The following is a 15,478-nucleotide window of genomic DNA, read 5'->3' as shown; positions in this document are numbered from 1 at the left end:
GGCGATAAATAGCCAGTTACGTGCATTCAGCGGTTTCGGGAAGTAGACTAGCCTCACAACCAATTTGATATTCGGAACGATTCAGTGACCAAGCAACATTCCTTTGATCGCGAAGAACTGCTGGCCTGCTCGCGCGGCGAGCTATTCGGCCCCGGCAATGCACAGCTTCCGGCTCCTAACATGCTGATGCTTGATCGCATCAAGCACATCCACGAAGAAGGTGGTGAGCATGGCAAGGGCGAACTGATCGCCGAGCTGGATATCACGCCTGACTTGTGGTTCTTTGATTGCCACTTCCCTGGCGACCCCGTCATGCCCGGCTGTTTAGGGTTAGACGCTATGTGGCAACTCGTCGGGTTTTATTTGGGCTGGTTAGGCCACCCTGGCCGCGGACGGGCGCTTGGCTGCGGCGAGGTTAAATTCAGCGGACAGATTCTGCCGGATGCACAAAAAGTGACCTATAGCATTAATATTAAGCGTATTATTACCCGACGTCTTATCTTGGGTATCGCCGACGGCACGGTAACCGTTGACGGACGCGACATTTATCAGGCTAATGATCTGCGCGTTGGCCTATTTACCTCCACTGCGAATTTCTAATCAGGAGGCTCCCATGCGACGAGTGGTAGTCACCGGCCTTGGCATCGTATCGTGCCTCGGCAACGACCAACGACAGGTTCTCGATGCGCTCAAAGCTGGGCGTAGCGGTATTCGTTTTAAGGAAGAGTATGCCGAGCGCGGCTTCCGCAGCCATGTCGCGGGCAGCGTCGATATTGATCTTGACGCACTCATCGATCGCAAACTGCGCCGCTTTATGGGCGATGCGGCCGCCTACGCCTATGTCTCTATGGCCCAGGCCATCGAAGACGCTGGGCTAAGCGAAGAACAGGTATCCAACGAGCGTACTGGCCTTATTGCTGGCTCAGGCGGGGCTTCAAGCGCTAATCAGGTTGAAGCCGCCGACGTACTGCGTGAAAAAGGCCTACGTCGCGTTGGCCCTTATCGCGTTACTCGAACAATGGGCAGCACCGTTTCAGCGTGCTTGGCAACGCCGTTTAAAATCAAAGGCATCAACTACTCTATCTCTTCTGCCTGTGCGACGTCAGCGCACTGTATTGGCAGTGCGATGGAGCAAATCCAGCTTAATAAGCAGGATGTGGTGTTTGCCGGTGGCGGCGAAGAGGAGCACTGGACGCTCTCTTGCCTGTTTGATGCCATGGGCGCGCTCTCTACCCACTACAACGACACCCCGGAGCAGGCTTCTCGTCCTTACGACCAAGCCCGTGACGGCTTCGTTATCGCCGGTGGCGGTGGCATGCTGGTGTTGGAAGAGCTGGAGCATGCTAAGGCCCGCGGTGCCAAGATCTACGGCGAACTGGTGGGTTACGGCGCCACCTCCGACGGCCACGACATGGTCGCTCCTTCGGGCGAAGGGGCTATGCGTTGCATGCGTCAGGCGATGGCAACGGTCGATGGTGCCATTGATTACATCAATACCCACGGCACCTCAACGCCCGTAGGCGATGTTGCCGAGCTCAAAGCCATACGCGAAGTGTTTGGTAATACAACGCCCGCCATGAGCTCAACCAAATCGCTCACCGGCCACTCCCTGGGGGCTACCGGTGTACAGGAAGCGATCTATTCGCTGCTGATGATGCAACACAAATTTGTTGCTGCTTCGGCGAATATCACCGATTTGGATGAGCAGGCCGACGGCTTTGATATTGTCACCGAACGCCGCGATGATGTGACGATAGAGCGCGCTTTGTCCAATAGCTTCGGCTTCGGCGGCACCAATGCGTGTCTTGTGTTCCAGCGCTTTAACGATTAAAGCTGTTGCCATGACAAGCATGTGAAAAAGCAGAATGAAAATGGCGCCCAAGGGCGCCATTTTCGTATTGCAAGAAGTAAACATAACACTGCTAGCGAGAGATAGGCCGCGGTACGTCTGAAATTTCCTGTAACTGGGCTTCAATCCACGCCTCAACGTCTACGAGTACTTCATCAGGCATACGTCCGGCTGTTTCAATGGGCTTGCCAATGCGCACACGCAGTACGCCTGGCCGCTTAACCCAGTGGCGTCCTGGCCAGCGCTCGCCAGCATTATGAGCCACCGGCAACACAGGCACCCCTGCACGACACGCCACCACGCTGCCACTTTTGTTATAGCGTTTGCGGATGCCTGGATCTACCCGTGTCCCCTCAGGAAAAATCAGTACCGAAAGCCCCGATCCCAAACGCTCGACACCCTGAGTAAGCACTTGCTTCATCGCCCGCGCTGGCTTAGAGCGATCCAGGCTGATCGGGCGGAGCAGACGCAACCCCCAGCCAAAGATCGGTAAGCGCAGCAGTTCACGTTTCAGGACGGTACACACCGGTGGCTTCATTACCTGCAGAAATACGGTTTCCCACTCACACTGGTGGTTAGCTTGGATCACACAGGGGCCACTGGGCAGGTTTTCCCGCCCTTGGATGTCGTAGCGCACCCCACAGGCGATACGAAACCACACCATCAAAAAGTAGTTATACAAATTGAGTAATCGATAGCGGCCAGACAGCGGAAGAAACGGCGCAATGGGCAGAAACAGGATACCGATCATTAGCATGGCCAAAAAGTATCCGGCATAGAAAACCAAACTGCGAACCACATTTATCAAGCCGACGCTCCTGTATCGCTGAGACGATTACTCTCACGGGTTAAACACCACGCATCCAGCATACGCCCCACCTCTAACCGCCACGGCTTCTGATGAACGCCAAACACATCCAGCACACGGCGACAGTTTAAAACCCGCCGTAGCTTGGCATCATGGTGGTGTTTAAGCGGCTGAACCTCACCAAGGGTAATCTGCTCGCCGCGCCCCTCAAGGTGCGTTAGCAGCTGGGTGCGCACCATGGAAGTAAAGGTAAAGGCGCTGACCGGTTCGGTGCCGGCAAGATGATAAGCCCCCCAGGCATTGGCACCGCTGACCTGTTGCTGCAGCATGCCAATCAGCGCCATGGCGACGGCATCTGCAGAGGTCGGGCAAAATATTACATCCTCTGCGGCACGTACTGCCTTACCGACCACTAAGTTAGCAATAATGTCATTAAGCCACGCATGACTGCCTTCCAGCGCAAACAGCGGGCCCAAGCGCACAATTAAATGGCGCTGAAACTCCGCACGGATGCGATCACCGGTCTGAACCAGACGCCGCAAGCTATCATCCCGCGGCGCAGGCACCACATGCTCATCAATGGGAACCTCCAAACCGTCTTCGTAAAGCTGGTCAGAGACACACCATATCAACCCTACGTCTTGTGATTGACAGGCATCCAGGCAGGTATCTACCGCATCGGCATGAGCCGTCACATCCGCTGGCGCCATGTTCAGTGGGTGTGCCAATGGTGGAATAATCACGGCGTCAGGGGCTATCGCCTCAAGGCGCGAGGGAGTGATGGTCGTCCCTTGCTCTATCACTAACTCTGTATCGGCGCGACGGCTTGCTTCCCGGGCCAGTGCCAAGCTTAAGCAGTGTCCGGCATCCAATATTAGCAACTTCAAGACACCTCTCCCTTATCGCTCTCACTTCCATGCTGCGCGACGACTAGCACGCTCAGAACGGGATTTCATCGTCGAAGTCGTCGAAGTTACCCGGATCCGGGGCACCATAGCTGCTGTTCTGCTGGTTCGGCGGTGGTGCTTGATTGCCCTGCTGCGGTGCTGGCTGAGGGGGACGAGGCGGCTGCTGGGGGTTCTGTCCGCCGGGGTAGTTGTTACCGCCCTGGGGGGCACCACCCTGCTGAGGGTAACCACCGCCCTGATGATGCTGAGCCGGTGCAGGCTGAGGAGCGTTTTGGGGAGCGTTCTGAGGATAGCTATTCTGTGGCGCGCCGCCGCCCTGATAATCACCGCTGCGGCCATCCAGCATCTGCATGTCGTTGGCGACAATTTCTGTCGAGTAGCGATCCTGGCCGTTCTGGTCTTGCCACTTGCGGGTTTGCAGACGCCCTTCAATATAGACCTTGGAGCCTTTTTTCAGGTACTGCTGGGCGATTTCGGCGGTTTTATTGAACATCACCACCCGGTGCCACTCGGTGCGCTCTTGGCGCTGACCGCTCTGACGATCCATCCAGGTATCGGAGGTGGCCAGGTTTAGGTTGGCCACGGCGGTACCGCTGGGGGTGAAGCGCACCTCTGGATCCTGCCCGAGGTTACCAATCAAAATGACCTTGTTAATGCCGCGAGCCATAAGACGCTCCTTTAATAGCTGCCTAGTAGAGTTTATTGCCAACCGTCGTCACACTTCATCGCCACGGCTGGATTAAGATTTTGGGGGTGCCATCAGTCTATTCAGCGCCGCCTGATCGAGTTGCTGTCGGTTGACCTTTAAATAGACCAAACGCTCTTCCGGCACCACCATGACGTCTTCGACGCCGACCACATCGGCTAAATGCTCCATCAGCAGGTCGAGCGCGTCTGCCTGGGTCTCGTGCAGCGCCACCACTTCGCTGGAGAGCGGCGGCGGTGAGGGCATCCGCCACATAGCGATCCACCAGCATAGCGCCAGCCCGGCACAGCCAATAAAGACCGCGTTGAGGCCGCCATAATGCGCCAACAAGCCGCCTAATGTACCGCCTAAAAAAGCGCCTAAAAACTGGCTGGTGGAGTAGACCCCCATCGCAGTACCTTTAGCCCCCGCCGGGGCCAGCTTACTGAGCATGGAAGGTAGCGTCGCTTCCAGCAAGTTAAAGCCGGTGAAGAACACAAACAGCCATACAAACAGCCAGTAGCTTGGCGCGAGTGGCAGCCCTAGCCCGGCTAAACTAACCACAATAGCGCCGATCGCCATCAGGCACATCAAGCGCATGCGCTGCTGCTTCTCGGCGACAATAATCAGCGGCACCATGGCCACAAACGATAGCGCCATAATGCCAAGATATGCCAGCCCGTGATACTCAATTGCCACACCGGCGTTTAGCAGGCGAAAAGGAACCGCGACAAATATCGCCATCAACACTAAGTGCAGGGCAAAAATCGACATATCCAGCCGCCATAAATCGGGGCGGGTGATGACACTTTTAAACTGCTGACGATCCATACCCACATCGCGGTGGCGTCGCCGCTGCGGCGCCGCGGGCACCCAGCGCCATAGCACCAGGAGGCCCACCAGCGTGAGCAGTGCGGTAAACCAAAACACACCGGCAAGCCCCGCCCAGGCGGCAAGCCATGGCCCTAGCACCATGGCAATGGCAAACGAAACGCCAATAGAGAGGCCAATGGTCGCCATGGCGGCTGTGCGAACCTCCTCTCGGGTTTGATCCGCCAACAGCGCCATAATCGCCGCAGCTACAGCACCGCCGCCCTGCAGCGCCCGTCCGGCAATAATGCCAATAATGGTATCGGAGAGCGCCGCGACCACACTGCCGAAGGCAAATATCACCAGCCCCATGGCAATTACCCGCTTACGGCCAATGCGGTCAGAGAGTAAGCCAAACGGAATTTGCAGCGTCGCCTGGGTTAACCCGTAAATACCCAGCGCCACGCCCACTAATAGTGGGGTCGCCCCCGCAAGCGTGTCGGCATACAGCGCCAGCACCGGCAGCACCATAAACAGGCCCAGCATGCGCGACGCATAGAGCCCGGCCAAACCACTGATCGCACGACGTTCAGAGGCCAGCAATAGTGCGGAAACCTTGCGCATAATGCCCTTTTATATGGTGGTTAAACATGGGGTGAGTCAGCGTGGATTGAACCAATCCTCTATTCTAGCGGTTTGCACTGGCGCTGGAAACGTCACGAGTTGACGCAGGTTATCTTGGGTTATGAAAGCTGTTTTGCCGGGAGGGTGCAGACAAACGTATAATCACGCTTTTGCCGCGCGATTCGAGGTGTTGATGGACAGCATTCTGGTCAGGGGTGCCCGCACCCACAACCTCAAGCAGATCGATGTGGAACTGCCCCGTAACAAGCTGATTGTGATTACCGGCCTATCCGGCTCGGGTAAATCGTCATTAGCGTTCGACACCCTTTACGCTGAGGGACAGCGTCGCTACGTGGAATCGCTCTCCACCTATGCGCGCCAGTTCCTGTCGATGATGGAAAAGCCCGATGTGGATCACATCGAAGGGCTTTCGCCTGCGATTTCCATTGAGCAGAAGTCCACCTCTCACAACCCGCGTTCGACCGTGGGCACCATCACCGAAATTTACGACTATCTGCGCCTGCTGTTCGCCCGCGCAGGCACACCCCGCTGCCCGGAGCACGGTGAAGACCTGGAAGCGCAGACCATTTCGCAGATGGTCGATCAGGTCATGAACCTTGCCGAAGGCACCAAGTTGATGCTGCTGGCGCCGGTGGTCAAAGGCCGCAAAGGCGAGCACTTACAGCTATTAGCCGAGCTACGGGCCCAAGGCTTTGTACGCGCCCTGGTCGATGGCCAGGTGCTGGAGCTGGACGACATCGCTCCGCTGGATAAGCGCAAAAAACACGATATCAGCGTGGTGGTCGACCGTTTCAAGGTGCGCGACGACCTTGCTCAGCGGCTGGCGGAGTCGTTTGAAACCGCGTTGAACCTCGCCGACGGCACCGCCATGATTCACTTTATGGACGGTGAGCGCGACGATATTGCCTTCTCGTCACGCTTTGCCTGCCCGGTGTGCGGCTACTCGCTGGCGGAACTTGAGCCGCGCATGTTCTCGTTCAATAACCCGGCGGGCGCCTGCCCCACCTGCGACGGGCTGGGCGTACAGCAGTACTTCGACCCGGACAAACTGATCAGCCACCCGGAGCTATCGCTGGCCGAAGGCGTCATCAAAGGTTGGGATCGGCGTAATATTTACTACTTTACCCAGCTCCAGGCACTGGCCAAATACTACGGCTTTGAACTGGAAACGCCCTGGCAAGAGCTCGCCCACCACCAGCAGGAAGTTATCCTCAACGGTAGCGGCGATGAGCAGATTCCTTTTGTCTACGTGGGCGACCGGGGTCGCAAGGTAACCCGCGAACACGCCTTCGAGGGCGTACTGCCCAATATGCAGCGCCGCTATCGGGAAACCGAATCCAACATGGTGCGCGATGACCTGGTCAAATACATCGCCGTTCAGCCTTGCGCCACCTGTAACGGCTCGCGGCTGCGCAAAGAGTCGCGCCATGTTTATGTCGATGACCATAACATCGCCGAGATTGTGCGTTTCCCGATTGGCGATGCCTGGCGCTACTTTGCCGATCTAAGCCTACCGGGGCGCAAAGGCGAAATTGCCGATAAAATCGTCCACGAGATCCATGCCCGGCTAGAGTTTCTGGTCAATGTGGGGCTGGACTATCTCAATCTGGAGCGCAGCGCCGATACCCTTTCCGGCGGTGAAGCCCAGCGTATCCGCTTAGCCAGCCAGATTGGCGCGGGCCTGGTGGGGGTGATGTATATTCTCGATGAGCCGTCTATTGGCTTGCACCAGCGCGACAACGACCGCCTGCTAAAAACCCTTGAGCGGCTGCGCGACCTGGGCAATACCGTGATTGTGGTCGAGCATGATGAAGACGCCATTCGCGCCGCAGATCACGTGCTGGATATCGGCCCCGGTGCCGGCGTTCACGGGGGTGAAATTGTCGCCCAAGGCACGCCCCAGGACGTGATGGACAACCCCAACTCGCTGACCGGCCAGTACCTATCCGGTACCCGGGAAATCGCCGTACCACCCTACCGCATTCCCGGCAATCCCGAAAAGCAGCTGATTGTGCGTGGCGCCACCGGCAACAACCTGCAGAACGTCACGCTCAACCTGCCGCTGGGGCTGTTTATCGCCATTACTGGGGTTTCCGGTTCGGGTAAATCGACGCTGATCAACGGCACCTTGATGCCGATTGCCGCCCGCGAGCTTAACCGCGCCACCACGCTGACCGCAGCGCCCTATGAGAAGATCGAAGGGCTCGACCAGCTCGATAAAGTCATCGATATCGATCAGAGCCCGATTGGCCGCACGCCGCGCTCCAACCCGGCAACCTACACGGGTATTTTTACCCCGATTCGCGAGCTGTTTGCAGGCACCCAGGAAGCGCGCTCCCGGGGCTATAAACCCGGGCGCTTTAGCTTTAACGTCAAGGGGGGGCGTTGCGAGGCGTGCCAGGGCGAGGGCATGATCAAGGTAGAGATGCACTTCCTACCCGATATCTACGTGCCCTGCGATGTGTGCAAGGGTAAGCGCTACAACCGCGAAACCCTGGATATCCACTACAAGGGTAAAACCATCCACGAAGTGTTGGCCATGACCGTGGAAGATGCGCTGGAATTCTTTAGCCCAGTGCCCGCCATTGCCCGTCGACTGCAAACCCTGCTGGATGTAGGCCTTTCCTATATTCGCCTGGGGCAGAGCGCCACCACCCTCTCCGGCGGTGAGGCACAGCGGGTTAAGCTCGCCCGCGAATTGGCCAAGCGCGATACCGGCAAAACGCTGTATATCCTGGATGAGCCCACCACCGGCCTGCACTTTGAGGATATTCGCCAACTACTGACGGTACTTCACCGCCTGCGCGACCACGGCAACACCATCGTGGTGATTGAGCACAATCTGGATGTGATCAAAACCGCCGACTGGATCGTCGATCTTGGCCCTGAAGGGGGCTCAGGTGGCGGGCAGATCATCGCCGAGGGCACACCGGAACAGATCGCCAAGCAGGACGTTTCGCATACCGGCCGCTTCTTAGCACCGCTACTCGCGCGTGGTAATCGCGCAACGAAGCGCTGACACTTCGGTTTGTAGAGAGGCGGGCGCGTAAGCCCGCCCTCAAACCAAAAAAGCACGCTAATTAGTAAATTTGGACAACGCAGTACGTGGCCAGATTGGTTATAGTAGCGAACAGATAATCGTTAGCGGTAATATGCAATCCTCTGCTGGAGGGATACGCCGTGGGTCAAGAAAAAAGCTGTATTATCAGCCACTTCAGTCACTACTGCTCGTTAAGCGAAGATGAAAAAAAACTGCTGATGTCGCTTGAGGAGAACGCAACCGCTATTAAGTCGGGCGCACTACTCTGGGAGGTAGGCGCCCCGGCCAATGAGTTCTGCACGCTAAAAAGCGGCTGGGCCTACTCATACCGCCATTTGGAAAACGGCGATCGGCAGATTCTGGAAGTGTTTTTGCCGGGGGATATTATTGGCCTGCGCGAGTTTGCTTTCGCCGAGCGCCTTGAGAATGTGCGCATGATCGATGACGGCGTGGTATGTCACTTCCCGCACAGACGCATGTTGGATATATTCCGTCAGTCGCTGCCGCTAACATCGGTGATGTTTGCCATTAGCAGTCGTTACCAAGCGCTAATGACTGAACGTTTAGTCACGTTAGCAAGACGTAGCGCTCGCCAGAAAATGGCGCATTTCCTTTATGAGATGTATTTAAGGCTACGCCAAACCAACCCGGATATTAGCAACCAGTTCCGCCTGCCGCTCTCGCAGGAGCAGTTGGCCGATGTACTTGGCCTCAGCCCGGTACACGTTAGCCGCACCTTCACCGTACTTAGCGAAGAGGAATTAGTATTCCGTGACCGCCACTACTTGACGATTCCTGATCTGCAAGCGCTGGCTAACGAGGCTGAATTTGACGACTGTTATCTCACCGATAATGTTCGCCCTTTATTAGATTCTTGTGAACAAAAAGCTGCGTGCTGAGTAGCCTCTACTAACCACACTTCGACCAGCCGCAGCCTGCATAACAGGTCGGGCAGCCATCCATCATGATCAGCTCGCCGCGGCACTCGGGGCAGTTACCCACCGTGGCAGGGCCACTGCCTTCAGGCTTTTTTCCTGTCGTTGCCTTCTCGCCGCCGATAGGCTCCACCGTTCCCGCCTCAATAGTGGTGTCAGTTGCTTCTTCATCGGCACTCGGCTGCCAGGCATGGCCATGCTGCATACGGTGAGCATAGCGCTCCACCAGCTGTTCAACCGGCACCTGGTTACCGTCCCGATCCAGAAAGCCGCGGCGATAGAGAATCTGCTGGATCGACCAGGCAATCGCCGCTACTTCCGAATCGTGGAACATCGGCTTGTTCCAGCGGTTCATACCACAGCGCACCAAGCCTTTATCCCAAGCCACTTTGCGTAGATCCGCCACCGCCTGGGTAACGTAACCACCACGAGCCGCCAGCGAAAGGCTGCGCATGGTAGCAGTGATCCACTGGTGCTCGCTGGAGAGCTGCCCTGACGGGAAAAAGAACTCTACCGGGCGTTCAATCACCACGCGCTTGCCGCCAATTACGCCTTCCACCGGCATAAACGACACCAGCAGATAGACTTTCTTGCGCCCTTCCGCCCCCACGTAGGAGATCTTCTCTGATACGGCTTCTAAGGTACCTTCCGGGCGAGAAGGAATCCGTACCGTCAGCGGATCTTCCTCCTGGAGCTCAGGAACGGGCGCGGTCTGCTCCTGCTGCTTGATACGGTAGCCAACAATTTTCGAGGTAATTTCAACAGCCATTAGAATATCTCTCCGTTTAGCAAAGGTGTGCATTAGTGAATAGAGGCGCTAAGCGCGGCATCACCATTTGCCGTAGGTGCCCTCTTTCAAGCCATCAAACAAGTTGGCAGCGTTATGCTCTTCACCGTCATAAATCACCGTCTCGTTGCCGTTTAGCTCTAGCGTTTCACCGTTTTCCAGCTCAAACACGTAGGTGGTGTTTTTCAGGTCATCTTCACGTACCAGCACGCCCTGGAAAGCTTCAGGGTTAAAGCGGAAGGTCGTGCAGCCTTTTAAACGGCTTTCATAAGCTTGCAAATAGAGATCCTGAAACTGCTCAAAGGCGAAATCGGTGGGCACGTTAACCGTTTTCGAGATCGCCGAATCCACCCAGTGTTGGGCAGCGGCCTGAACCGCCACGTGCTGTTCAGGCGAGATCGCATCGGCGGTAACAAAATAGTCAGGCAAGTCGCTTTCTACCGCGTCTGCGGCGATAAAGTGGCGGTAGGCGGCCAGCTCAAACGACACCACTTCGACCTGCTCTTTGGTCTTTTTACCCGACTGAATAATATTGCGGAAGTAGCGGTGCGAGAACGAAGGCTCAATGCCGTTGGAGGCGTTGTTACCCATCGACAGGCTGATGGTGCCGGTCGGCGCAATCGAGCTGTGGTGGGTAAAGCGCGCGCCGTGCTCGGCCAGCTGGGCCACTAACTCCGGCTCAAGCTCGGCCACTTGGGCCATATACTGGCTGTAACGGGCGTGCAGAATGCGCCCCGGCACTTGATCACCCACTTCGTAGCCATCTTTAGCCAACTGGGGCCGTTCGCGGAGCATTTTGGGGGTAATGGTGTGCTCCTGTTCGAGTACCGGCGCCATCCCCTTCTCTTGAGAAAGCTCCAGCGCCTGTTGCCAGCCCTCAATGGCTAAATGGCGACTCACCTCATCGGTGAATACCAGCGACTGCTTAGAGCCGTAGGGGATCTTGAGCATAGTGAGCGTTGAGCCTAAGCCCAAAAAGCCCATGCCATGGCGGCGCTTGGCTTCAATCTCACGCTGCTGCTGGGGCAGCGGTAGACCAGCAATTTCCACCACGTTGTCGAGCATACGGGTGAAGATCGCCACTACTTTGCGATAACGCTCCCAGTCGAAGCGCGGCTCTTCTCCAAAAGGGTCGATCACAAACTTGGTCAGGTTCACTGAACCCAGCAGACAGGCTCCCTCTGGCGGCAACGGCTGTTCGCCGCACGGGTTGGTGGCGCGGATATCTTCGCAGAACCAATTGTTGTTCATGCGGTTGACCTGATCGATCAGGATAAAGCCTGGCTCGGCGTAGTCGTAGGTGGAGGACATGATGGTGTCCCACAACTCCCGCGCTTTGATGACTTCAACAATACGACAGGCAACGCGGCCTTCGGCATCTACCGTGTAGCCCTCTTCCACCACCGGCCAGTCGCGGTAGATCAGGTCTTCCGCTTTAACGTCCTCTTTCTCACCGGGGTGCAGAGGGAAGGCCAGCGGCCAATCGGTGTTGTTCTTGACCGCTTCCATAAATTCATCGGTGATCAGCAGGCTAAGGTTGAACTGACGCAGCCGTCCCGCTTCGCGCTTAGCCTGGATAAATTCGCGCACGTCCGGGTGGCCCACATCAAAGGTTCCCATCTGGGCGCCACGGCGGCCACCGGCAGAGGCCACGGTGAAGCACATCTTGTCGTAGATATCCATAAACGCCAGCGGGCCGTTCGTGCCCGCGCCAGCGCCAAACACAAAGGCGCCTTTATGGCGCAGCGTCGAGAAGTCGTAGCCGATACCGGCCCCGGATTTCAGCGTCATGCCCGCATCGACCACCGAGTCGAGAATATCGCGCATGGAGTCGCGAATGGTACGTGAGACGGTGCAGTTAATCAGGCTCACCGCAGGCTTGTAGGCCTCTGCACCGGCGTTGGAGAGAATACGACCGGCAGGAATGGCGCCATTTTCCAACGCCCAGCGGAATTTGGGCAGCCACTCTTCGGCTTTGTCACCTTCCACCGCAGCTAAAGCACGTGCAACCCGCTCAAACGTCGCACCGACGTCTTGATCGACGGGCTGGCTATGACGATCCTTAAGACGGTATTTAGCGTCCCAAATCTCCCGCGAGGGGGCCTGCATGGGAACATCGTTAGAGGTCTTCATAGCCTTAGCAGCGGTGCTCATATCGCGAAACTCCTTCACAGCGGGGTGACTATCGGGCTCAAATCAGAGCCACTATACGTGGCATCGGAGTGAAGTATAGACCCGACTTCTAACCACATACGGCACTTTTTTTAAAATCTCCTACCATATATAGAAAAATCAGCGTCTTACACTTTTGTCATTGAGTAACTCGCTATAGACTGTTTTTTTCGATTAATCGTCCAAGGATTTTGGTTAGATGGCTCAGATCATAACGACTACTCGCGCTCTGCATTTACACTCGCCTTGGTTAGTCGCTATGGCAATGGCTGTTTCATCGATGGTCGTAACAGCCATGGCTAACGCAGCCACGTTTAATACCGACGATGTGGTCATCCACGACCATTGGCAGTCCATGACGCTCTCGCTGGGAGACGAACGTCACTATCGGGCAGTGGAAACTCACAGTTACTCGGACGCGACGCTGAGCCTGAACGCTACGTCGGGCGTATGCGATCTTCCCTGGCTGGAAATGCGCGTCACCCTTGAGCAGCAGCAGGGGGAGAGTCGAGCGGTGAACCTGGTGCCTACTCGACTACGCGTCGATGAGCAGCCCCTCATCGACACCATGGCCGAATTTATCACCGAGCGCGGCGATGACGGGTTTTATGCCCACTTTTATTTAAGCGACTTGGACTCCCTGATGGCCGATATGCGCCAGGGCGAACAGCTGTTTCTCGGCTTTGACCAGGAAGAGCGCGAGCCTTGGTATATGACCTTTAGCCTGCAAGGCGCTGACGCTGCGATTAACCGAATGATGACGCAGTGTGAAAGCCGCGGGTTAGCCACTCAATAATTCAATAATTCAATAAAGTATGAATTATTAAATCGACACCACGGGCTCCAACGCCATTTCGACGCGGTTGCGTCCGCCATGCTTAGCGCGATACATGGCATCATCGGCCCGTGAGATAATGGTTTTACAGCTGTCCCCCGGCTGCCAAATGGCAACCCCGATACTCACCGTAATCGTTTGTTCAAGCCCTTCTATGCGTAGCTCTGCGACCAGCGAGCGCAGCCGTTCGGCTAGGCCAATAGCGGCGTCAATATCGGAGTGGGTCGCCAGCACAATAAACTCTTCACCGCCCCAGCGACCCAGGTGGTCGCAGCCACGCAGCGAGCTTTCCACTAAGCGTGCCAGGGCCACCAGTACTTCGTCCCCTACGCTATGGCCGTGGGCATCGTTGATTTGCTTGAAGTTATCCACATCGAACAGTAGCAGGGCAAAGCCGGCCGCGTAGCGCTTGGCGGCCACTAGCTCGGCATTGATCGCTTCTTCAATGCGGTAACGGTTCCAGATTTTGGTAAGAGGATCAAAATGCGCTAACTGTTCCAACCGCTGGTTGGCCTCGGCCAGGGCTTTGCGCTCGTGCTCCAGGTGCATATTCAGCGAGCTAATTTCATAAGCCGAGATGGCCAGCGTCAGATCTTCACCCAGGTCGACCGCCGCTAAGCGTTCTACCCGCAGCCACGCTTCGCTCTTGCCGACGACCTCTTCAGACCAAGCGACCGACGGGGCCAATATCACGGCCGGTTTAGGGCTGGTGGTGGGCTGCATCGCCCAATACAGCGTTTCCACCTGCTCGGGACGAAAAAACATCAGCCAGGCGCGCTGGGTGGAGCTCATCGGTAGCGGCACCGCTAGGGCCCCGCACTGCTCGGGCATGGCTAGCGAAGCGGTTAACGCCTCTTTGGCAATTTCGCGCGTACACCAGGGGCCGCTATGCACGTGGGCTCTTTCCAGGCGCAGTACAAACTGACTAATCGCTTCCTGGGTCGGCGTCACCCCCGCTTGATAAGCACTCCCATTCACCCATAGCACCAGGCCATGGGCGCGAAACAGCTTCATCCAGATAGCCGCCTGCTCATGGAGTAACTGTTGGGGACTTCGTGGCTCGCTGCGTGCTCGTGCACTAAGCACCAGACTATCCTGCACCCGCTGCAGATAGCGGGCTTCTTGACGTGCCCGTAGCAGCAGCATGCGCTGGGTGGCCATTTGCACCAGGGTGCGAACGGCATCACGTACGGGGGGCTCAACCGAATGTGGCGCAGGCGAGTGGCAAAACACTAGCCCCCATAAGCCGGTATCCCCTTGAATGGCTAAACTGAGTGAGCCCCGAACGCCCAGGCGGCTTAAATAGCGCTGCCGCTCCGGGGCAGGTGCGCGTAGAAAACTACCGTTAAGACTCACTCCCGGGTCGGCGGGTATCAACGTTTCAGGGGGCGCGTTAACGTCTTCAACTAACCGTACGGGGTAATGTTGATAGCTTTTGCGCAAGGCGACGGGGAAGTCGCTGGCAGGAAAGCGCTGCCCCAAGAGCGAGGGCAGCTGTTTTCCCAGCGCTTCTGCGACCATCAAACCATGCCAATCGCTATCGAAATGGCACACAGTGACACGATCATGGCCGGTGAGCTGTTGAATCGCGTATACCAGGCAGTCGAGCAGCTCTTCCTGATGGGTAGCCTCGACTAAGCGCATCAACCGCTCATTCACCGTACCCAGCAGACGACGCTTACTACTGGGGTTAAGCGGCTCAATCTCGACGATGACCTGTTCACCCGCTCGGTAAGCGTGGATTTGAAAACGTACGTGACTGTGCTTGGAACGAATAAACACTAAAGGGCCGGGGAGCCGCTGCTGCCCCAGCAGTTCACGACGCATCCGCTGACTTAGCCGTTTTCCCAACACGCAGGCAAGCGTAAGCTGCCCACTTTCAGGGCGCTCAATACCAATTAAGCGGGTTAAGTTAGTGCTAGTAGCTTGGATGCGACGACAATCGGCATCGACTACCAGTAGGGCCCCAAACGACTGCAATCGCGGGTGATACATGGACACGAA

At 56.7% G+C, this 15,478-nt stretch carries 12 protein-coding genes; 5 read left to right on the top strand and 7 right to left on the bottom strand.

All coding sequences use genetic code 11. The features are described from left to right. Window positions 1-84 precede the first annotated feature (84 nt). Window positions 85-600: a 3-hydroxyacyl-[acyl-carrier-protein] dehydratase FabA gene (gene fabA / locus QT231_RS10865; protein WP_022520895.1), complete on the top strand. Its 516-nt coding sequence runs from the start codon at window positions 85-87 to the stop codon at window positions 598-600. A gap of 13 nt (window positions 601-613) precedes the next feature. After that, a complete protein-coding gene (fabB, locus tag QT231_RS10860) occupies window positions 614-1,831 on the top strand; it encodes a beta-ketoacyl-ACP synthase I (protein ID WP_308336914.1) in 1,218 nt (405 codons plus the stop codon). Between the two features lie 91 nt (window positions 1,832-1,922). On the opposite strand, the gene QT231_RS10855 is transcribed toward fabB, so the two are convergent. The 4 genes from QT231_RS10855 to QT231_RS10840 all read right to left on the bottom strand — a co-directional run bounded on the left by QT231_RS10855 (window position 1,923) and on the right by QT231_RS10840 (window position 5,684). Beyond that, the gene (locus tag QT231_RS10855) at window positions 1,923-2,657 is read right to left on the bottom strand and encodes a lysophospholipid acyltransferase family protein (protein ID WP_308336913.1); all 735 of its coding nucleotides are present in this window, start codon (window positions 2,655-2,657) and stop codon (window positions 1,923-1,925) included. Further along, window positions 2,654-3,544 (bottom strand): sugar nucleotide-binding protein, encoded by an 891-nt coding sequence (locus QT231_RS10850; protein ID WP_308336912.1) that lies wholly within the window; start codon window positions 3,542-3,544, stop codon window positions 2,654-2,656. The genes QT231_RS10855 and QT231_RS10850 overlap by 4 nt, the downstream gene beginning before the upstream one ends. Window positions 3,545-3,596: 52 nt before the next feature. Continuing rightward, window positions 3,597-4,232, bottom strand: a complete 636-nt coding sequence (locus QT231_RS10845) for a single-stranded DNA-binding protein (protein WP_308336911.1) — start codon at window positions 4,230-4,232, stop codon at window positions 3,597-3,599. 72 nt (window positions 4,233-4,304) lie between these two features. Continuing rightward, window positions 4,305-5,684 carry an MFS transporter gene (locus QT231_RS10840; RefSeq protein WP_308336910.1) on the bottom strand — a complete coding sequence of 460 codons (1,380 nt, stop codon included), beginning with the start codon at window positions 5,682-5,684 and terminating at the stop codon, window positions 4,305-4,307. A gap of 193 nt (window positions 5,685-5,877) precedes the next feature. On the opposite strand from QT231_RS10840, the gene uvrA reads away from it, so the two are divergent. Together uvrA and QT231_RS10830 are read left to right on the top strand one after the other, a co-directional pair. Next, window positions 5,878-8,724 carry an excinuclease ABC subunit UvrA gene (gene uvrA, locus QT231_RS10835; RefSeq protein ID WP_308336909.1) on the top strand — a complete coding sequence of 949 codons (2,847 nt, stop codon included), beginning with the start codon at window positions 5,878-5,880 and terminating at the stop codon, window positions 8,722-8,724. A gap of 161 nt (window positions 8,725-8,885) precedes the next feature. Next, window positions 8,886-9,644, top strand: coding sequence for a Crp/Fnr family transcriptional regulator (locus QT231_RS10830; protein ID WP_308336908.1), 759 nt, complete (start codon window positions 8,886-8,888; stop codon window positions 9,642-9,644). Window positions 9,645-9,654: 10 nt separating this feature from the next. Here the strand turns inward: QT231_RS10830 and QT231_RS10825 are convergent, their stop codons facing one another. Together QT231_RS10825 and QT231_RS10820 are read right to left on the bottom strand one after the other, a co-directional pair. Further along, window positions 9,655-10,449 (bottom strand): ribonucleoside-diphosphate reductase, encoded by a 795-nt coding sequence (locus tag QT231_RS10825; RefSeq protein ID WP_308336907.1) that lies wholly within the window; start codon window positions 10,447-10,449, stop codon window positions 9,655-9,657. Between the two features lie 60 nt (window positions 10,450-10,509). Beyond that, window positions 10,510-12,621, bottom strand: coding sequence for an adenosylcobalamin-dependent ribonucleoside-diphosphate reductase (locus QT231_RS10820; protein WP_308336906.1), 2,112 nt, complete (start codon window positions 12,619-12,621; stop codon window positions 10,510-10,512). Window positions 12,622-12,838: 217 nt separating this feature from the next. Here QT231_RS10820 and QT231_RS10815 point away from each other — a divergent pair, with 217 nt between their 5' ends. Further along, on the top strand, window positions 12,839-13,435 hold the full coding sequence (locus tag QT231_RS10815; RefSeq protein WP_308336905.1) for a hypothetical protein: 597 nt from the start codon (window positions 12,839-12,841) through the stop codon (window positions 13,433-13,435). A 27-nt stretch (window positions 13,436-13,462) separates the two neighbouring features. Here QT231_RS10815 and QT231_RS10810 read toward each other — a convergent pair whose 3' ends face one another. Further along, window positions 13,463-15,469 carry a diguanylate cyclase gene (locus tag QT231_RS10810; protein ID WP_308336904.1) on the bottom strand — a complete coding sequence of 669 codons (2,007 nt, stop codon included), beginning with the start codon at window positions 15,467-15,469 and terminating at the stop codon, window positions 13,463-13,465. Window positions 15,470-15,478: the final 9 nt, after the last annotated feature.

The organism is Halomonas sp. SpR1, from assembly GCF_031010175.1.
Classification (GTDB): Bacteria; Pseudomonadota; Gammaproteobacteria; order Pseudomonadales; family Halomonadaceae; genus Vreelandella.
The sequence above is the reverse complement of the archived record's forward strand: the minus strand, read 5'-3'. Positions and strand labels throughout refer to the sequence as shown.